Source organism: Ruegeria sp. (assembly GCF_965199275.1).
GTDB lineage: Bacteria > Pseudomonadota > Alphaproteobacteria > Rhodobacterales > Rhodobacteraceae > Ruegeria.
The window spans coordinates 43,639-63,271 of record NZ_CBDAQX010000035.1; the positions used below are offsets into that span (position 1 = coordinate 43,639).

General features: G+C 59.9%; 18 protein-coding genes. 10 read left to right on the forward strand and 8 right to left on the reverse strand.

The genetic code is table 11. The features are described 5' to 3' along the window. The first annotated feature begins 40 nt into the window (after positions 1–40). The 7 genes from pip to ACOERD_RS28890 all read left to right on the forward strand — a co-directional run bounded on the left by pip (position 41) and on the right by ACOERD_RS28890 (position 8,346). Positions 41–1,018 carry a prolyl aminopeptidase gene (gene pip, locus ACOERD_RS28860; protein WP_419741293.1) on the forward strand — a complete coding sequence of 326 codons (978 nt, stop codon included), beginning with the start codon at positions 41–43 and terminating at the stop codon, positions 1,016–1,018. Then, positions 1,015–1,833: an ABC transporter substrate-binding protein gene (locus ACOERD_RS28865; protein ID WP_419741294.1), complete on the forward strand. Its 819-nt coding sequence runs from the start codon at positions 1,015–1,017 to the stop codon at positions 1,831–1,833. The genes pip and ACOERD_RS28865 overlap by 4 nt, the downstream gene beginning before the upstream one ends. Positions 1,834–1,992: 159 nt before the next feature. Beyond that, positions 1,993–2,583, forward strand: coding sequence for a ribosome maturation factor RimP (gene rimP, locus ACOERD_RS28870; RefSeq protein ID WP_170463029.1), 591 nt, complete (start codon positions 1,993–1,995; stop codon positions 2,581–2,583). Further along, positions 2,583–4,193 carry a transcription termination factor NusA gene (gene nusA, locus ACOERD_RS28875; RefSeq protein ID WP_419741295.1) on the forward strand — a complete coding sequence of 537 codons (1,611 nt, stop codon included), beginning with the start codon at positions 2,583–2,585 and terminating at the stop codon, positions 4,191–4,193. Before rimP ends, nusA begins: the two co-directional genes overlap by 1 nt. Positions 4,194–4,216: 23 nt before the next feature. After that, the gene (locus ACOERD_RS28880) at positions 4,217–4,840 is read left to right on the forward strand and encodes an RNA-binding protein (protein WP_170463031.1); all 624 of its coding nucleotides are present in this window, start codon (positions 4,217–4,219) and stop codon (positions 4,838–4,840) included. Positions 4,841–4,848: 8 nt separating this feature from the next. Then, entirely contained in the window at positions 4,849–7,323 is a 2,475-nt protein-coding gene (gene infB / locus ACOERD_RS28885; protein WP_419741296.1) for a translation initiation factor IF-2, read from the forward strand. A 258-nt stretch (positions 7,324–7,581) separates the two neighbouring features. Further along, complete coding sequence (locus tag ACOERD_RS28890; protein ID WP_419741297.1) at positions 7,582–8,346, forward strand: caspase family protein; 765 nt, start codon at positions 7,582–7,584, stop codon at positions 8,344–8,346. 28 nt (positions 8,347–8,374) lie between these two features. Here the strand turns inward: ACOERD_RS28890 and ACOERD_RS28895 are convergent, their stop codons facing one another. The 6 genes from ACOERD_RS28895 to ACOERD_RS28920 all read right to left on the reverse strand — a co-directional run bounded on the left by ACOERD_RS28895 (position 8,375) and on the right by ACOERD_RS28920 (position 13,999). Next, complete coding sequence (locus ACOERD_RS28895) at positions 8,375–9,157, reverse strand: alpha/beta hydrolase (RefSeq protein WP_419741298.1); 783 nt, start codon at positions 9,155–9,157, stop codon at positions 8,375–8,377. A gap of 56 nt (positions 9,158–9,213) precedes the next feature. Next, positions 9,214–10,089, reverse strand: a complete 876-nt coding sequence (locus ACOERD_RS28900; RefSeq protein WP_419741299.1) for a tryptophan 2,3-dioxygenase — start codon at positions 10,087–10,089, stop codon at positions 9,214–9,216. Positions 10,090–10,153: 64 nt separating this feature from the next. Continuing rightward, positions 10,154–11,182, reverse strand: a complete 1,029-nt coding sequence (gene tdh, locus ACOERD_RS28905; RefSeq protein WP_419741300.1) for an L-threonine 3-dehydrogenase — start codon at positions 11,180–11,182, stop codon at positions 10,154–10,156. 19 nt (positions 11,183–11,201) lie between these two features. Continuing rightward, positions 11,202–12,152, reverse strand: coding sequence for a PLP-dependent cysteine synthase family protein (locus tag ACOERD_RS28910; protein ID WP_419741301.1), 951 nt, complete (start codon positions 12,150–12,152; stop codon positions 11,202–11,204). After that, a complete protein-coding gene (locus ACOERD_RS28915) occupies positions 12,149–13,336 on the reverse strand; it encodes a glycine C-acetyltransferase (protein WP_419741302.1) in 1,188 nt (395 codons plus the stop codon). The genes ACOERD_RS28910 and ACOERD_RS28915 overlap by 4 nt, the downstream gene beginning before the upstream one ends. A 99-nt stretch (positions 13,337–13,435) precedes the next feature. Next, the gene (locus ACOERD_RS28920) at positions 13,436–13,999 is read right to left on the reverse strand and encodes a helix-turn-helix domain-containing protein (RefSeq protein WP_419741303.1); all 564 of its coding nucleotides are present in this window, start codon (positions 13,997–13,999) and stop codon (positions 13,436–13,438) included. A gap of 120 nt (positions 14,000–14,119) precedes the next feature. Here ACOERD_RS28920 and ACOERD_RS28925 point away from each other — a divergent pair, with 120 nt between their 5' ends. Next, positions 14,120–15,295, forward strand: a complete 1,176-nt coding sequence (locus ACOERD_RS28925; RefSeq protein ID WP_419741304.1) for an acetyl-CoA C-acyltransferase family protein — start codon at positions 14,120–14,122, stop codon at positions 15,293–15,295. Between the two features lie 97 nt (positions 15,296–15,392). On the opposite strand, the gene ubiB is transcribed toward ACOERD_RS28925, so the two are convergent. Continuing rightward, on the reverse strand, positions 15,393–16,922 hold the full coding sequence (gene ubiB, locus ACOERD_RS28930; RefSeq protein WP_419741305.1) for a 2-polyprenylphenol 6-hydroxylase: 1,530 nt from the start codon (positions 16,920–16,922) through the stop codon (positions 15,393–15,395). Next, entirely contained in the window at positions 16,923–17,675 is a 753-nt protein-coding gene (ubiE, locus tag ACOERD_RS28935; protein WP_419741306.1) for a bifunctional demethylmenaquinone methyltransferase/2-methoxy-6-polyprenyl-1,4-benzoquinol methylase UbiE, read from the reverse strand. 86 nt (positions 17,676–17,761) lie between these two features. Here ubiE and mutM point away from each other — a divergent pair, with 86 nt between their 5' ends. Further along, positions 17,762–18,613 carry a bifunctional DNA-formamidopyrimidine glycosylase/DNA-(apurinic or apyrimidinic site) lyase gene (gene mutM / locus ACOERD_RS28940; protein ID WP_419741307.1) on the forward strand — a complete coding sequence of 284 codons (852 nt, stop codon included), beginning with the start codon at positions 17,762–17,764 and terminating at the stop codon, positions 18,611–18,613. Positions 18,614–18,679: 66 nt separating this feature from the next. After that, positions 18,680–19,456 (forward strand): enoyl-CoA hydratase, encoded by a 777-nt coding sequence (locus tag ACOERD_RS28945; RefSeq protein ID WP_170471002.1) that lies wholly within the window; start codon positions 18,680–18,682, stop codon positions 19,454–19,456. The last annotated feature ends 177 nt before the right edge of the window (positions 19,457–19,633 follow it).

The following is a 19,633-nucleotide window of genomic DNA, read 5'->3' on the forward strand; positions in this document are numbered from 1 at the left end:
CGTGTGCTCTTTTACGTCTTAAGGACTATATAGGGCCATAATGGACAAGTACCCGGACCAAAAGCGCGCAGTGCAATATCTCTACCCGCCGATCGATCCTTTTGATCAGCGGTTGGTCAGTGTGGGCGATGGGCACCAGATTTATATGGAGCAAAGCGGCAATCCAGACGGGGTGCCGGTGGTTGTGCTGCATGGGGGGCCGGGCGGTGGCTGCAGCCCTGCAATGCGGCGGTACTTCGATCCACGTGTCTTCCGGGTGATTCTGTTCGATCAGCGCGGATGCGGGAAATCGCGGCCTCATGCCTCGGTCGAGGACAACACGACCTGGCATCTGGTCGAGGATATCGAGCGGCTGCGGTCGCTGTTGGATATCGACGAATGGACGGTATTTGGCGGCAGCTGGGGAGCGACTCTGGCGTTGATCTACGCGCAGACGCATCCGGATCGGGTCAGCCGTCTGGTTCTGCGTGGGGTGTTTCTTGCGACGCAGGCCGAGCTGGATTGGTTCTACGGCGGCGGCGCGGGGAAGTTCTGGCCCGAGCAGTGGGCAAAATTCACCGCCCTGCTGTCCGAGGAAGAGCTGTCGGATACGATTGCGGCCTACAACAAACGCCTGTTCTCGGGCGACCGGGCGACCGAAGTTCTGTACGGGCGCGCTTGGTCGGCGTGGGAGAACGCCTTGGCGTCGATCCATTCGAACGGATCGACGGGCGAAAGCCCCGGCGAATATGCACGGGCCTTTGCGCGGCTTGAGAATCACTATTTCACCAACAATGCCTTTCTTCAGAAGGATGGGCAGATTCTGGATCATATGGATCGCATTGCGCATATCCCCGGACATATCGTGCAGGGGCGCTATGACATGATCTGCCCGCCTCACGCAGCGTGGTCGCTGGCTGAGCGCTGGCCCAATGTCGAACTGAAGATGGTTCGCCATGCAGGCCACGCCCTGTCGGAACCCGGAATAAGTGCCGAGCTGGTCCGCATTATGGACCGCGTGGCCGAGGGGGTGGCATGACCCGGATGGACCGCCGCGCTCTGTTTGCATCGGGTGCCGCCGCTGCGTTGCTGGCGGCCACCGGGGCGTCTTTGGCCGATACTCCGAAGAAAGGTGGCGCGCTGCGGCTTGCGGTTCCGCGAGATGACAGTTTGGAGCAGTTGGCCTGTGGGGCCGTGTTCGACACCCTGACCGAGATCGCGCCGGATGGCACGTTGCGCGGAGAGTTGGCGACAGGGTGGCAGACCGAAGACAACGCGCGCATCTGGCGGTTTGATCTGCGCCAAGACGTCTCGTTCCACAATGGAACGGCGCTGCACGCTGATGATGTTGTGGCCATGCTGGCTGATCTTGGTCAGGCCGAAGCCCTGGCTGCCGATCTCGTGCGGCTGGAACTGGCCGAGGCAAATCTCGGTCTTCCCTTCCTGCTGGCCGACAGCCGCTTTGCCGTAACCCGTGATGGGCAGGCGGTTACGCCTTTGCACGCGGCAAACGGGACCGGTTGCTACCGGGTCGAGCGGGCCGAGGATGGGCGTCATTTCCTGGGTCGCAAAGTTGCCGGCCATTACAAGGACGGTCAGGCCGGTTGGGCCGATACAGTGGAAATCATCGTGATCCCTGACGCGCGTGTTCGGGCCGAAGCTTTGCGCGACGGATATGTGGACATTGCCGCCCTGCCCGAAAGGGGCGATCTGAAATCCCAGCGGGGGCTGCGGTATTACCCCAGCGAATCGGATATGGCGCTGGCGGTGGCGGCTCAGGTCGGGATGCCGAGGCAGATCGGCAAAGCGACGCTGGATGATGGCCGTATCGCCGAACGGTGGTGGTTGGCGTAAATCCGATCACGAATTGCGCCGGGGGTTGCAGACTCGGGAAGTCCTGCGTATATGCAGTTGCAACAGCGGCGCGTTGGACTTCTGGTCCAAGGCTCCACCGGAAAATTCGACGGGCCGCGCGCCCGTTTTTTTGTGCCCGATTGAAGGGTAGAGAACCTGATGACAAACGACCTGATAGCCAAAGCGGCCATTGACCGGCGACTGGCCGAGATCATCACCCCCGTGATTGAGGATCTGGGGTATGAGCTTGTGCGCATCCGCCTGATGAGCGGCAAGCAGACCACGCTGCAGATCATGGCCGACAAGCCCGATGGCGGTATCGAAGTGGATGACTGCGCCGAGATTTCCAACGCCGTCAGCGCCACGCTGGATGTCGAGGACCCGATCCTCGACGCCTATACGTTGGAGGTCTCGAGCCCAGGTATCGACCGCCCTTTGACCCGCCTCAAGGACTTTGAGAATTTCGAAGGGTATGAGGCCAAGATCGAAACGGCCGAGCTGATCGACGGTCGCCGCCGCTTCAAGGGTGAATTGGCCGGGATCGAAGGGGATGAGGTTCTGATCAACATCCCCGAGGGGTCTGAGACGATCACCATCGGTCTGCAATTCGACTGGCTGAGCGACGCCAAGCTGGTCCTGACCGACGACCTGATCAAGGAAATGCTGCGCCAGCGCAAAGACGCGGGTGCCCTGAACGAAAACGCTTTCGACGAGATTGAGACCGAAGGGTCCGAAGAGGAGACGAACTGATGGCAATCACCTCAGCCAACCAGCTGGAGCTGCTGCAGACCGCCGAGGCCGTGGCCCGCGAAAAGATGATCGACCCCGGTTTGGTTGTCGAAGCGATGGAGGAATCGCTCGCCCGTGCCGCCAAGAGCCGTTACGGCGCGGAAATGGACATTCGTGTCTCCATCGACCGCAAGACCGGCAAGGCGACCTTTACCCGCGTCCGCACCGTGGTCGAGGAAGAGGAACTGGAAAACTACCAGGCCGAGATGACCGTCGAGCAGGCACGTCAGTACATGGAATCGCCTGAGGTTGGCGATGTCTTCGTGGAAGAAGTTCCTCCGGTTGAGATGGGCCGTATTGCTGCACAGTCCGCCAAGCAGGTGATCCTGCAGAAGGTCCGCGAGGCCGAACGTGATCGTCAGTACGAAGAATTCAAGGATCGCGCAGGCACCATCATCAACGGTGCGGTCAAGCGCGAAGAATTTGGCAACGTCATCGTTGATCTGGGCGGTGCCGAGGCTGTTCTGCGCCGCAATGACAAGATCGGCCGCGAAAGCTATCGCCCGAATGACCGCGTGCGTGCGTACATAAAAGAGGTTCGCCGCGAGGTGCGTGGCCACCAGATCTTCCTGTCGCGTACCGCGCCGGAGTTCATGGCCGAGCTGTTCAAGATGGAAGTGCCGGAAATCTATGACGGCATCATCGAGGTCAAGGCCGTGGCCCGTGACCCCGGCTCGCGCGCCAAGATCGCCGTGATCTCGTATGATGGCTCGATTGACCCTGTGGGCGCCTGCGTTGGTATGCGCGGCAGCCGCGTGCAGGCCGTTGTGAACGAGTTGCAGGGCGAAAAGATCGACATTATCCCGTGGAACGAAGATCAGCCGACCTTCCTGGTGAACGCACTGCAGCCTGCCGAGGTCTCCAAGGTTGTTCTGGATGAAGAAGCCGGCAAGATCGAAGTGGTTGTCCCTGAGGAACAGCTGTCGCTTGCAATCGGTCGCCGTGGTCAGAACGTGCGTCTGGCCAGCCAGTTGACCAACCTGGACATCGACATCATGACCGAGGCCGAGGAATCGGCGCGTCGTCAGAAAGAATTCGAAGCCCGCGCCCAGCTGTTCATGGACAGCCTGGATCTGGACGAGTTCTTTGCCCAGCTGCTGGTTTCCGAAGGCTTCACCAACCTCGAAGAGGTTGCCTATGTTGAGCTGGACGAACTGCTTGTCATCGACGGCGTCGACGAAGGCACCGCGCAGGAACTGCAGGCGCGTGCCCGCGATTTCCTTGAGGCGCAGGCCAAGGCCGCACTGGATGCCGCACGCGCATTGGGTGCCGAGGACAGCCTTATTGAATTCGAAGGACTGACACCCCAGATGGTAGAAGCGCTGGCCAAGGATGATGTGAAGACTCTGGAAGACTTCGCAACCTGTGCTGACTGGGAACTGGCCGGTGGCTGGACCACGGTCGATGGTGAGCGTATCAAGGATGACGGTGTGCTTGAGCCGTTCGGCGTAACGCTGGAAGAGGCGCAGGATCTGGTCATGACTGCTCGTATCATGTTGGGCTGGGTTGATCCGGCCGAGCTGGAGCAGGCAGAAGAAGACGTTGAAGCCGAAGAGGAGGCTGAGGCCTGATCTCAGGGCCTCGGGTGGCTGAGATGGGTCGCGGTGGCGTCCATAAAGATCGGTCCGACGGACCTGAGCGCAAGTGCATCGCCACGGGCGAAGTTCAGCCCAAATACGGGTTGATCCGCTTCGTGACGGGGCCGGATGGTCAGGTCTATCCTGATGTCGCGGCGAAATTGCCGGGGCGCGGGGTCTATGTGGCGGCAGATCGCGCAGCCTTGGACAAGGCGGTCAGCAAAAAGCTGTTCTCGCGCGGGTTCAAGACGCAGGTTTCGGCCCAAGCTGACCTGGCCGATGAGGTCGAAAAACAAGTCGCGCGTCGTGTGGTTGAGCTTCTCAGCCTGGCGCGCAAGTCCGGCGATGCGGTCGCCGGATACGAAAAGGTCAAGACGTGGCTGGACCGGGAAGAGGCTCAGGTACTGATTCAGGCCAGCGATGGTTCGGGGCGCGGCAAGTCGAAACTCAGCACGCCGCACTTCGGAAAATACATCGGATGGCTCACGGCAGACGAGTTAGGGGCGGCATTTGGGCGCCAAACCGTGATTCATGCGGCGCTGGCCTCTGGCGGACTCGCCAAACGTGTTGTAGAGGAAGCGCAGCGCCTGCGTGGCTTGCGCGAAACGGATGACGGCGGCAGGGGCCGCGCGGAAGGGTAAGAAGCTTTATGAGCGATAATGACGGCAAAAAGACATTGGGTCTTCGTGGCGGGGCACGCCCCGGAAATGTGAAACAGAGTTTCAGCCACGGACGCACCAAGAATGTCGTGGTGGAAACCAAACGCAAGCGCGTGGTGGTCCCCAAGCCGGGTGCCGGAAAGCCGGGTGGCGGAGCAACGCCCTCGGGTGATCCGTCGCGCCGTCCTGCCGGGATCTCCGACGCGGAAATGGCCCGCCGGATGAAGGCATTGCAGGCCGCCAAAGCGCGCGAGGTCGAAGAGGCCGCCGCTCGTGAGGCAGCTGAAAAGGCGCGTGAAGAAGAACGCGCCCGTCGCCGTGCGGAACAAGAGGCCAAGGAACGCGAACAGCGTGAGGTCGAAGAGAAAGCCCGCGCCAAGGCCGAAGAAGAAGAGCGCAAGCGCCAAGAGGCGGAAGAAGCTGCCAAACGCGCTGCTGCCGCCCCGGCCCCGGAAGAGCCCAAAGCGGCCCGTAGCCCGGCCAGCAAGCCTGCACCTGCGGCTGCTCCGCGCAAACAGGATCGTGAGCGTGAACAGCGCGGTCGTGGCAAAGGCCGCGACGACAACCGCCGCTCAGGCAAGCTGACACTGGGTCAGGCCACCGGTGGCGAAGGCAACCGCCAACGCTCGATGGCCGCGATGAAGCGCAAGCAAGAGCGTGCGCGTCAGAAAGCTATGGGGGGTTCGGTCGAACGCGAAAAGGTCATTCGTGACGTTCAGTTGCCCGAGGCCATCATGGTCTCAGAGCTCGCCAACCGTATGGCCGAACGTGTGGCTGATGTTGTTAAGTCGCTGATGCAGATGGGCATGATGGTTACTCAGAACCAGACCATCGACGCTGACACTGCGGAACTGATCATCGAAGAGTTTGGCCACAAGGTCACTCGCGTCTCCGATTCGGATGTTGAAGACGTCATCAAAGAGGTCGAAGACAGCGAAGATGATCTTCAGCCACGTCCGCCGGTCATCACCATCATGGGTCACGTTGACCACGGTAAGACTTCGCTGCTGGATGCAATCCGCGACGCGCGCGTTGTAGCAGGTGAGGCCGGTGGCATCACCCAGCACATCGGCGCCTATCAGGTGAAAACCGATGGCGGCACCACGCTGACCTTCCTGGATACCCCGGGCCACGCGGCGTTTACCTCGATGCGTTCGCGCGGTGCTCAGGTCACGGATATCGTGGTGCTGGTTGTTGCGGCAGATGACGCCGTGATGCCGCAGACCATCGAGGCGATTAACCACGCGAAAGCGGCCGGAGTGCCGATGATCGTGGCGATCAACAAGGTCGACAAGCCAGATGCGAATCCGGACAAGGTGCGGACCGATCTCCTGCAGCATGAAGTGATCGTCGAGAAAATGTCGGGTGAAGTTCAGGACGTCGAAGTCTCGGCCATCACCGGTCAGGGACTGGATGAACTGCTGGAAGCCATCGCGCTGCAGGCCGAAATTCTGGAGCTGAAAGCCAACCCCGACCGCGCCGCCCAAGGTGCTGTGATCGAGGCGCAGCTGGATGTGGGCCGTGGCCCCGTAGCCACCGTTCTGGTTCAGAACGGCACGCTGCGTCAGGGCGATATCTTCGTTGTGGGTGAGCAATACGGTAAGGTCCGTGCGCTGATCAACGACAAGGGCGACCGCGTGAAGGAAGCCGGTCCCTCGGTTCCGGTCGAGGTTCTGGGTCTCAACGGTACGCCCGAGGCCGGTGACGTTCTGAACGTGACCGAGACCGAAGCGCAGGCCCGTGAGATCGCTGCCTATCGTGAGCAAGCTGCGAAGGACAAACGCGCCGCTGCCGGTGCCGCGACGACCCTTGAGCAGCTGATGCAGAAGGCCAAGGAAGACGAAAACGTCACCGAGTTGCCGATTCTGATGAAGGCGGACGTACAAGGTTCGGCCGAAGCCATCGTTCAGGCGATGGAAAAGATCGGCAACGATGAGGTACGCGTGCGCGTTCTGCATTCGGGTGTAGGTGCGATCACCGAGACGGATGTCGGTCTGGCAGAAGCCTCCGGCGCACCGATCTTCGGGTTCAACGTCCGTGCCAACGCATCGGCGCGGAACACTGCGAACCAAAAAGGTGTCGAGATCCGCTATTACTCGGTGATCTATGACCTCGTGGATGACGTGAAAGCAGCCGCATCCGGCCTGCTGAGCGCCGAGATCCGCGAGAAGTTCATCGGTTACGCCGAGATCCGCGAAGTCTTCAAGGTCACAGGCGTCGGCAAGGTTGCTGGCTGTCTGGTCACCGAAGGCGTTGCCCGCCGCTCTGCAGGTGTCCGCCTGCTGCGCGACAACGTGGTGATCCACGAAGGCACGCTGAAGACACTGAAGCGCTTCAAGGACGAAGTGGCCGAGGTTCAGTCGGGTCAGGAATGCGGTATGGCGTTCGAGAACTACGACGATATCCGCGCAGGCGACGTGATCGAGATCTTCGAGCGCGAAGAAGTCACCCGCACGCTGGATTGATCCGGTTCTGCAAGTAAGTTTGAAAACAGCGGCTCGAGTTGGGCCGCTGTTTTTTTTGGCACATCGCGATCTATCTCATTTCTTAAGTCAACGTGTTCCGTGTCACATGCAAACTCTGCAGGGGTTGGCATAAGTTTGAATATGGACTTTCGAGTCCCGGTGTTGATTTACTGTTGGTCGTGATTGACCGGACCGGCAGCACTTAAGGACCAAACGAAGAGACATGCTTTTCTCGTTCGACAGGATTTGGAGATAGATTTGACGCGTATTTTTACAGCACTCTGTCTGGTCATCACTCTGATCGCCGGGCCCGCATTGGCGCATGAGCGGTTCGCCCTCGTGATCGGGAATGCTGGGTACACAACTGTCCCGGCGCTGGACAACCCCGTGAATGACGCGCGCTTGATGAGCGAAGAGCTGCGCGGCGCGGGCTTTACGGTCACGACACTAACGGATGCAAGCCGCGCCGAGATGGAGCAGGAGGTCGAAGCTTTTGCCAGCACCGTGCGCGCGGCGGGGTCCGAGGCTTTGGCTGTGTTCTATTTTGCCGGGCACGGGGTGCGCAGTGATGAGTTCAACTACCTTCTTCCATTAGGCGTGAACATTCAGTCCGAGGCCGATATTGCAGACCAGGCTGTCCCGGCCGAGTGGGTTCTGGATCGCATTCACACACCTCAGGCCGTGAGTGTCATGATTCTGGACGCGTGCCGCGACAATCCTTTTGGCAGTGAAACGGACGGTGCACTGGATGTCGGCGACGGGCTTGCGCGTATGACAGCCCGCACCAACAACCTGATCGCCTACGCCACCGGACCCGGCGACGTAGCACTGGACGGGACTGGGACCAACAGCCCCTACACAGCAGCCATTGCGCGCGCGATCGGGACCCGAGGTCTAACACTAGAGCAGATGTTTGATCAGGTGCGCACGGAAGTGATCGGCGAAACGGACGGAGTGCAATCCCCCTGGGCGCGGTCCTCCCTGAACATACGGATTGGCATCAAGGACCCGAGTTTGAATTGACAGGGGCCAGCCCCGTGCATCGGGAAGACTAGGACGTTCCAGACTGCTTTGAAGCTGTGAACGTTGCTGGATGCATGATGATATCGAAATGTTGCATCCCGTTTTTCAAATCGAAGCTGACAGAATGTCCGGCCTTGCGCAGGTGTTCGGCGTAATCGCGGCTTTGGCGGATGAATTCCGGTGTGTCCCTTTCGGCCACGGTCACGTGGTAGCGCGGTCCGGGGCGGGGTACGTGACGGATAGGGGACAGGTCATTGACCTCAACAGGTGTCAATTGCAGCGGATCGTTGACCGAGGTAAGGCTGATCGGCTCCAGATCGTAGACCCCGCTGATCAGGATCACGTCGCGCACCCGCAACCCGGCGCGGGCCAGCGCGTTTGCAGACTGCGCCATAACCATGCTGGCCAGCTGCGCCCCGGCGCTGTGCCCTGACAAGGTTATTCTGCTGGGGTCAAACCCCAGCGACTCAGCCTGCGACGCCAGCCAGAGCAACGCATCACGACATTCATCAATCATGTCCGCGATGCGGGCATCAGGGGCCAGAGTGTAGTTCAGTGTCGCAAAAGCATGGCCTCCCTCAATCAGCGCCGGCGCCATCATGGCGGACTCGCGCTGGCTGAGGGCTTGCCAATAGCCGCCATGGATAAACACATGCAGCGGCGCGCCTGCCTCGGCCGCTGGGAAATAATCCAGAACCTGTGCCGAGCCTGCGCCATAGGTCAGTTTTTCCTGAACCGTCAGACTGGCCCTAGCCTGCGCGCTGAGGGCGCTATAGCTGGCAATGTAAGGCGTCAGATCACCACCGATCATTGATCTCGGCGAATATTCCTGTTCCAGTTCAGCCTGTGAAAACCCACGATACAGCATCAGTCCCCCGCATAGATCAGTTCTGTGCGCATATCATACAAATCGTGGAAGAAGCGCAATTCCAATGCTTTGCGTAAGAAGCCGACGCCGCTGGAGCCTCCTGTTCCCGGCTGCATCCCGATGACACGTTCAACGGCGGTCGCGTGATCGAACCGCCACCGTTGGAACAGGCATTCCACATCCATCAGCTTCTCTGCCAGCGCATAAAGCTCCCAGTGTTTTTCGGTGTCGCGAAAGACCTGAACCCAGATTTTCACCACCCGAGGATCACCGGAGTAGGGCTGCGCATAGTCCCGCTCCAGCAGGTCTTGCGGCACGTCGAAGCCCTGGCGGGACAGCATGTGCAGCACCTCGTCATAGAGCGACGGTTTGGTGAGTGCTGCGTTCAGCATCTCCATCACTTCGGGATCATGGGCGTGAACCTTCAGGGTCGATGGGTCCTTGTTGCCCAGAATGAACTCGATCTGGCGGTAGCCATAGCTTTGGAACCCGGAGGAACTGCCCAAAGCGTTGCGGAAGGTCATGTAATCGGCGGGCGTCATGGTCAGCAGAGATTCCCAGGCCGCGATTAGCTGATGTTGAATGGCTTTGATGCGGTCGAGGTTTTTCATCGCCGGACCAAACGCGTCCTGCTGCAGGAATCGGCGTACCTCGACCAGTTGATGGTGCATCAGTTTCAGCCACAGCTCGCTGACCTGATGGATGATGATGAACAACATCTCGTCGGGCTGGGCGGGGTCCTGAAACGTCTTCTGCAGGTTCAGCAGCGTCTTGAGTTGCAGAAAATCGCCATAGCTTTTGCGATGGGTCTCGGTGAAATCGGTGACCAGAGAGTCTTCGATCCCGCGTTCCAGATACCTGTCAGTGTCGCTCATTTGCTCCTCCAAACGCCTGAGGTTACCCGATGTGTAAGGGGTCAGCCCGCGCAGCGCCAGAGGGTCAGGTCCAGTCGAGAACCACCTTGCCGGATTGACCAGATTTCATGGCCGCAAACCCTTCGGCAAAATCGTCGACTTTCATCTGATGGGTGATCACGCGGCTAACATCCAAGCCATTTTGCAGCATGGCGATCATCTTGTACCAGGTCTCGAACATCTCGCGCCCGTACACGCCCTTGATGGTGATGGCCTTGAACACGATGCGGGACCAATCGACTGGGGACTTGCCGGGCGGAATACCCAGCAGGGCAATCTTGCCACCCATAACCAATGCCTCGACCATTTGGTCCAGCGCGACTTGCGAGCCGGACATTTCCAGCCCCACATCGAAACCTTCCTTCAATCCCAGCTCGGCGATAACGTCCTGCAGGTCCTCTTTGGAGACATCGACTGCGCGAACCGTTGGCACAACGTGTTCGGCCAGTTTCAGGCGGTCGGGGTTGATGTCGGTGATGACCACATTGCGGGCACCTGCGTGGCGGGCGACGGCTGCGGCCATGATGCCAATCGGTCCAGCGCCTGTGATCAGCACATCCTCCCCTAGCAGATCAAAGCTGAGCGCGGTGTGAACGGCGTTTCCCAGCGGGTCGAGAATGGCTCCGATTTCGTCTGGCACGTCGTCGGGTAGAGGGACGACATTGAAGGCAGGCAGTTTCAGATATTGCGCAAACGCGCCTTGTTCGTTGACGCCTATGCCACGCGTGCCGGGGTCGAGGTGGAACTTGCCCGCGCGGCTCTGACGGCTGTCTGTTCCGATCAGGTGCCCCTCGCCCGAGCAGCGCTGCCCGATCTCAAGCCCGGTTACGTTTCGGCCGATCTCAACGATCTCTCCCGCGAATTCATGGCCGGTGATCATCGGAACGGGAACCGTGGCAGCCGCCCAATCATCCCAGTTCCAGATATGAATGTCGGTCCCGCAGATGCCGGTCTTGTTGATCCGGATCAGCACCTCATCCGGGCCGATCGCGGGCACCGGCGCTTGGATCATCCACAGGCCTTCCTTAGGTTCGGATTTTTCCAGTGCTTTCATTGTATTGGGACGCATTGCACTACTCCCATAAATCGGTGGACAGGTATTTTAGGCCGCTGTCGCAAATGACGATCGCGACGCAGCCGCCACGCTCCGGGCCGCGCAGCAGCTCGATCGCACCAGCAAGGTTCGCACCGGCCGAGTATCCGGCAAAGATCCCTTCGCTGCGTGCGAGCAACCGGGCGCAATCTCGGGCCGCGTTGCCTGATACCGAAAGGTGCCCAGCGAGGGGGACGCCGTTCATATGGGTCAGGTCAGCCATGGCGTAGCCGCCGCCCTGTATCGGGTGGTCGGGCGTGTCGACGACTTCACCGGCCAAGGCCCGTGCGCCTTCGGGTTCGATGGCGTAACACCGCACATCATACGGCGCGAAGAATGCCGCTGCTCCGGCCAGGGTGCCGCCTGAACCGGCGAAATCACAGAAGGCCGTGACAGCGCCACCCGATTGGTCCCAGATTTCCGGCCCGGTCCCGGTTGCATGCGCTTTGGGGTTGCCGGAGTGGCCAAACTGATCCGCGCGAAACGCGCCGCGCTCTGCGGTGACTTGCTTCGCCGCTTGGTCCACCAGAGCCAGATCAGCGCCCGAAACCTCTCCCGGTTTGCTGCCAGGTGCCTGAGGCACGATGATCACCTCAGCCCCCAGTGCCCGCATCATGCGCGCACGCTCGACCGAGTTCCCGGCGCTCATCACTGCGACAAAGGGATGGCCCATGATCCCGCAGACAATCGCCAGACCGGTTCCCATATTGCCCGAGGTCAGCTCGACCACAGTTTGGCCCGGTGTAAGCGTTCCGTCGGTGCGGGCCATTTCGATGATGGATTTTGCCGCGCGGTCCTTTTTCGAGAAGCCGGGTAACAGATAATCCAGCTTGGCCAGAATGCGACCGTCCAGCTGAAGCCGCTGGCAGATGCGCGACAGGTCCACCAGAGGGGTGTTGCCAATAGCGTCGATGACAGAGGCAAGGGTCATTTGATGACCCCAAGCTCTTTGCCGACTTTCTCAAAAGCGGCAAGCGCCTGGTCAAGCTCCTGCCGTGTCAGCGCGGCGTTCATCTGGGTTCTGATCCGGGCCTGCCCGCGCGGGACCACAGGGAAGAAGAAGCCCGATACATAGACACCTTCATCAAACAACCGGGCCGCCATATCCTGCGCCAATGTCGCATCGCCCAGCATGACGGGAATGATCGGGTGTTCACCGGGCAAAAGGTCAAAACCCAGCTTCTCCAGCCCCGCCCGCCAGTATTTGGCGTTTCCGAACAGCTGCGCGCGCAGCATGTCGCCTTGTTGGACTAGACGGATGGCCTCAATCCCGGCGGCGACGATGGAGGGCGGCAGCGAGTTCGAGAACAGATAGGGCCGCGCCCGCTGCCGCAGCAGGTCGATCACTGGCTGCGGCCCGGCGATATAACCGCCGATTGCCCCCCGAAGTGCTTTTCCCAAGGTTCCCGTCAGGATGTCGACATCGACACCGAAATGATCCGGCGTGCCCGCGCCGTTCGGTCCCATAAACCCGGTAGCGTGGCAATCATCGACCATGACGATGGCGTCATACTTATCGGCCAGCTCACGGATCTTCGGCAGGTTGGCCAGATAGCCATCCATCGAGAACACGCCGTCGGTCGCGATCATGATATGCCGCGCTCCGTCCGCGCACGCCTGTTTCAGCCAGGCCTCAAGGTCGTTCATGTCGTTGTTCAGATAGCGATAGCGTTTGGCCTTGCACAACCGCACCCCGTCAATGATCGAGGCATGGTTCAGACTGTCCGAGATAATGGCGTCCTCGGGGCCGAGAAGGGGTTCGAACAGTCCCCCGTTCGCGTCGAAACAGGCGGCGAACAGGATCGAGTCATCCTTGTTCAGGAACTCGGCAAGTTTCTGTTCAAGCTCGCGGTGAATGTCCTGCGTGCCGCAGATAAACCGGACCGAGGCCATGCCGAATCCCTTGGGGCCCATCGCTGATGTGGCCGCGTCGATCAGCGCGGGATGGTCGGCCAGCCCCAGGTAGTTGTTGGCGCACAGGTTGATGACCTGCTTGTCGCCCACCTTGATCTCACCGCCCTGAGGCGATGTAATCATGCGTTCGCGTTTATACAGACCTTCGGATTCGATCTGCGCGAGGGTGTCCGTGATATGGGACAGGAATGCATCTGCCATGGCGACCTCCGTTCATCTGAGTCGATGTCTAACATAACGGATACAATTCCCAAATAGGAGAATTACACTATACGGGAAAAATTTCCGTGAAGGTGGAATTTAAGCGTTTTTGACTATCAGAAAGACCCGCGCGGGGCCTTTCGAAGCAATGGAATGGGTCACATCAGCTGCATATCGGGCGGTGTCGCCCTGTTGCATCTCAGATATCGCAGTGCCCGAGGTGACGCGCACCGCGCCTTCCAGAACCGTCAACTGTTCATGTGTGCCGCGGGCATGCGGCTGGCTGTTCAGTGTGCCGTCGTGGTCAAAGCGGATGTCGTAGACCTCATGCCCTCCGGCCTCTTCCGGGGGCGACAGGATACGGATGCGGCAGTTCTGTCCCATATTGTCGATGCTGGGCACCTCGGCCTGGCGCAGAACCTCGATCTGGTCCGAGGTTTTGGTCTCTTCCAGCAGCCCTGCGAAATCCACCTGCAGGGCCCGCGTCAGGTTCCACAGGGTCGAGATGGTCGGGCTGCTTTCGCCCCGTTCGATTTGACTGACCATCGAGCGGGACACGCCGCTGAGATTTGCAACAGCTTCCAGCGACAGGCCCTTGGCGCGACGCGCCTCTTTCAGGCGGGCGGGCAGAAGGGTCAGGATATCGTCTGTGTTTTCCGTCATGACGGAATCTGATGCGCTTTTCACGGTGGGTTGTCAATTCTGCTTGTGACGGTACGTCCCATGGGACAGCCTTGTTTCGCAGATGCATAGTGTCGCCAAATCCAAGCTGGGAGTAGAGACATGAAAGATATCGTCATTCTGGATGGGGCCCGCACGGCTGTTGGAACGTTTGGGGGCGCTCTGGCCTCGACCGCACCGATTGACCTGGCGACCGTTGTGACCGAAGCCGCGATGGAGAAATCGGGCGTCGAAGGCGGCCAGATTGGCAATGTTGTCTTTGGCCATGTGATAAACACCGAACCGCGCGACATGTATCTGTCGCGTGCGGCGGCCAAACAGGCAGGTATCCCGGTCGAAACCCCCGCGATGAACGTGAACCGTCTGTGTGGATCGGGGGCGCAGGCAATTGTGTCGGCGGTACAGTCGCTGATGTTGGGCGATGCCGACTTTGCTGTGGCTGGTGGGGCTGAGAGCATGTCGCGCAGCCCATACATCCTGCAGCAGGCGCGCTGGGGTGCCAAGATGGGCGATATCAAATCGCTGGACATGATGTTGGGTGCGCTGAACTGCCCCTTTGGTACCGGACATATGGGTGTGACAGCTGAGAACGTCGCTGATGAACATCAAGTCACACGCGAGCAGATGGATGAGTTTGCTATAACCAGCCAGACCCGTGCCGCAGCGGCCATTGAGGCAGGATTTTTCCAGAGCCAGATCGCGCCGGTTCAGGTCAAGGTTAAGCGCGACATGGTTGATTTCATGGTCGACGAGCATCCCAAGGCGACCTCGATTGAGGCGCTGGCGGGTCTGCGTCCGGCGTTCAAGAAGGATGGCCGGGTGACGGCGGGCAACGCCTCTGGCATCAATGATGGCGCGGCAGCGATGGTTCTGGCCACGGCAGGCGCGGCAGAGAAGGCTGGTCTGAAGCCGAAAGCGCGTATTCTGGGTTACGGCCACGCCGGTGTCCGCCCCGAGGTGATGGGCATTGGTCCGGTGCCTGCGGTTCAGAACCTGCTGGCCAAGACCGGCCTGACGGTGGAAGACTTCGACGTGATCGAAAGCAACGAAGCCTTTGCTTCGCAGGCTCTGGCCGTGAATAAAGAGCTGGGTCTAGATGCCGCCAAGGTAAACCCGAACGGTGGTGCGATTGCGTTGGGTCACCCGGTGGGTGCGACTGGTGCGATCATCACGCTGAAGGCTTTGTATGAGTTGGAGCGGACTGGAGGCTCCAAAGGTCTGATCACCATGTGTATCGGCGGTGGTCAGGGTATTGCGATTGCCATAGAGCGGCTCTGACCTCGAGTTGGGCAGGGGGGCTGTCTGCCCCCCATCGCGCCTTAAGCGCAATTCCCCCCGAGGATATTTTCAGCCAGATGAAACAGGCGGCTGGCGCCTAGCTGAGCGCTGTTAGCAACAGGACCAAAGCAGCGCCTGCCACGGCTCCGAGCGTGGCGGGAAGGGCTTTGGACCACAGGCGGGAGTTGGACTGATCGTCTTTCTGGGTTTGTGCGATCAGAGCGTCTTCCACCAGCGCAGGCAGACGTGGGCCGAACCGTGCCAGAACCAGCGCGGTTTTGCCAAAGTCGCGGAGCGCCGCGCGCGGGCCGATGGATTTCTTAATGTAATCCTCGACGACCGGGCGCGCGACCTCCCATATATTGATATGCGGATCGAGTGAGCGGGCGACGCCTTCGACCACAACCATGGTGCGCTGCAGCAGGATCAGCTCGGTCCGGGTTTCCATGCCGAAGCGTTCGGTGACTTCGAACAGGTAGTTCAGCAGGCGGCCCATCGAGATATGGGTGGCGTCCATGCCAAAGATGGGCTCGCCCACAGCGCGCAGGGCGCGGGCGAATTCGTCAACGTCTTGGTTGGCGGGGACATATCCAGCCTCGAAATGAACCTCGGCCACGCGTTTGTAGTCGCGGCGGATGAAGCCAAAGAGGATCTCGGCATAGACCCGGCGGGTGTATTCGTCGATATGGCCCATGATGCCGTAGTCATAGGCGATGATATCGCTGTTGGCGTCGACCTTCAGGTTGCCCTGATGCATATCGGCGTGGAAATAGCCATCGCGCAGCGCGTGTAGCAGGAACAGGCGTAGGACACGCTCACCCAGATCGCGGCGGTTATGGCCCGCGGCGTCCAAGGCGTCGTTGTCACCCAACGGGATGCCATCCGCCCAGCTGAGCGTCATCACCCGGCGCGCGGACAGGGACCACACGACCGGAGGCAACCAGAACCCGGCATCATCCTTGGTGTTGGCGGCGTATTCCGAAGCTGCTGAGCTTTCCAGACGCAGATCCAGCTCACCCCGTACTACTCCATCGAAATGTTCGATTACTTCCATCGGGCGCAGGCGGCGCGCGCCAGGGGCGCAGAGCTGTACCATGCGGGCGGCGAAATAGAACGCGTCGACATCCTTGCGGAAGGCGCGTTCGATGCCCGGACGCAAGACTTTGACGGCGACGTCTTCGCCTGTGGTCGCCAGCTTGGCCTTGTGAACCTGAGCGATCGAGGCCGCAGCGATCGGTTCGCTGAATTCGCTAAACATGTCCGAAATCGGTTGCCCCAGCTCTTTCTCGACCTCAGTCATGGCCTCGGCCTTCGGGAAAGGCGGCAGCTTGTCCTGCAATACGCGCAGTTGCTCGGCCAGTTCGTTGCCAACCACGTCGGGTCGGGTCGACAGGACCTGTCCGAATTTGATGTACGCCGGACCCAGCGCCGTCAGGGCGCGTGTGGCAGGGGGCATCTCGGGGTCGCCCTTGTACCCAAGCCATTGAAACGGTTTGCCAAGCGCGTGGGCGACAAAGCGGACCGCGCGGGGGGCTTCGAACGCGTCCAGCACGACATTCATGGCGCCCGTGCGCTCTAGCGTGGCGCCTGTGCGGATCAGGCGTATGATGTTGTGAGGGCCGCGCATTTAGATTTTCCAGCCGGAATGCAACGCGGCGATTCCCATGCTCAGGTTGCGGTATTTGGCGTTTTCGAAACCGGCGCTGCGGACCATACCTAGGAATGTCTCCTGATCGGGGAACTTGCGGATCGATTCCACGAGGTACTGGTAGCTGTCGTAGTCATTGGCGATCAGCTTGCCCATGCGCGGGATGACGTTGAAGCTGTAGAGATCATAGAGCTTTTGCAGACCGTCATTGGGCAACTGGCTGAACTCCAGCACCATCAGGCGGCCGCCGGGTTTCAACACGCGGTAGGCCTCGTTCAGCGCCTCTTGCGGGCGAGTGACGTTCCGAATGCCGAAGGAGATCGTGTAGACGTCGAAGGTGTTGTCCTCGAACGGTAGGGACATCGCATCGCCGACGACCCAGTTCAGGCTCTCCGACATTTGGTCGGCCTCAGCCCGTTGGCGGCCCTCGACCAGCATCGGCTCGGTCAGGTCCAGAACGGTGGCGTGGCCATAGCCCGCGCGTTTGAGGAAGCGGAACGAGATGTCTCCTGTGCCGCCAGCAACGTCCAGCAAGCGCTGACCGGGGCGTGGGGAAAGCCAGTCCATCATTGCGTCTTTCCAGACCCGGTGGATGCCCATCGACATGACATCATTCATCACGTCGTATTTCGAGGCCACCGAGTTGAAAACGCCCTGTACGCGCCCGGCCTTGTCAGCCTCGCGCACGGTTTCGAACCCGAAATGAGTCGTCTTGTCGCTGTTGTCGGACATTTGCCTTGCCGTTTGTCGAATTTCGCCTCTGTTATAGGGCCATCAGAGGCGGGCACAATGCGGCCCTTTGGAATAGGAGCCATCTAATGCCCGAATTGCCCGAGGTCGAGACAGTAAGACGCGGCCTGTCCCCTGCGATGGAGGGGGTGGTGATCGAGCGTGCAGATGTGAACCGCCCCGATCTGCGCTGGCCCTTCCCGGAGCTTATGGCCGAGAGATTGACGGGACAGCGGGTGGATCGGCTGAGACGACGCTCCAAGTACATTCTGGCGGATCTCAGCAGTGGCGAGACGTTGTTGATTCACTTGGGCATGTCGGGGCGCATGACGGTATCAGGTGACCCGCTGGGGCAGTTCGTCCATGACCATCCAATGCCCGAAAAGCATGACCATGTCGTGTTCCACATGGCCAATGGTGCCCGCGTGACGTTCAATGATCCGCGCCGGTTCGGAGCCATGGATTTGCTGCCAACCGCAACCGCAGAAGACCACAAACTCCTGTCCGTTCTGGGGCCAGAGCCATTGGGCAATGATTTTCACGAACAGCACCTGATTGAAGCGTTCAAGGGCAAGAACACGCCGGTCAAATCGGCGCTTCTGGATCAGGGAATCGTTGCCGGGTTGGGGAATATTTACGTTTGCGAGGCGCTTTATCGCGGCAAGGTGTCGCCACGTCGCAAGGCCGGACAGATTTCTGCGGCACGTGTCGCAGCCCTTGTGCCGATCATCCGGCAGGTGTTGCAGGACGCGATCGAGGCAGGGGGATCGTCACTGAAAGATTTCCGTCAAGCCGATGGAGAACTTGGATATTTTCAGCACAGCTTTGATGTCTATGGCCGCGAAGGAGAACCCTGCCGAACCCAGGGCTGCGGTGCCGAAATCAAGAGAATCACCCAGTCCGGTCGCTCATCCTTCTATTGTGCGCAATGCCAAAGATAGCTTGATCCAGCGAAATCGCGTGTTAAGGAATCGTACTTGAACGGAACAACCGGAAGCTTATACCTCATGGCTTTTGAGACGATCATCGTCGAAATCGAAGACCACGTCGCCCTTATCAAACTCGACCGACCAGATGCGATGAACGCGCTGAACACCCAATTGGTGGGTGAGCTTTGCGATGCGTTGGAAGAGGCGGATCAGAACGACAAGGTGCGCTGCATCGTGCTGACCGGCTCGGAAAAGGCGTTTGCCGCAGGTGCGGACATCAAGGAAATGTCCGAGATGAGCTTTGTTGACGTTTTCAGCACCGACCTGTTTGCCTCGGTCAACGAGCGTGTCTCGGCCATTCGCAAACCCATAATCGCGGCGGTTGCGGGCTACGCGCTGGGCGGCGGCTGCGAATTGGCCATGATATGCGATTTCATCATAGCGGCCGATACAGCCAAGTTCGGCCAGCCCGAGATCAATCTGGGTGTTATAGCCGGTATCGGCGGCACCCAGCGCCTGACGCGCTTTGTTGGGAAGTCCAAGGCGATGGACATGAACCTAACCGGTCGCTTCATGGACGCAGAAGAAGCTGAGCGCGCGGGTCTTGTCAGCCGCGTGGTTCCTGCGAAAAAGCTGATCGAAGAAGCTGTGGGTGCAGCCCATAAGATTGCTGAGAAATCTCTGCTGACGGCTGCAGCCGCCAAAGAAGCAGTGAATCGCAGCTATGAGCTACCGCTTAGCGAAGGTCTGCTTTTCGAGCGTCGCGTCTTTCATTCGATGTTCGCCACCGAAGATCAGAAAGAGGGCATGGCGGCGTTTCTGGAAAAACGCGCCGCGCAATTCCGCGACAAGTAGGGTCGCGACAAGGAATTTCGGAAGGGCAGGCTGTGGCCTGCCTTTTTTTGTTGGGCGTACGGGGTAAGAATCGGCTTGGCAAACCCGTAAAACTTGGGTAGAGACCTCCGTCATACATGCGCGTGCGGCCCGCTTGGCCCGACTCACACTCGTGATTTCTGATCCGGTGCGGATAAC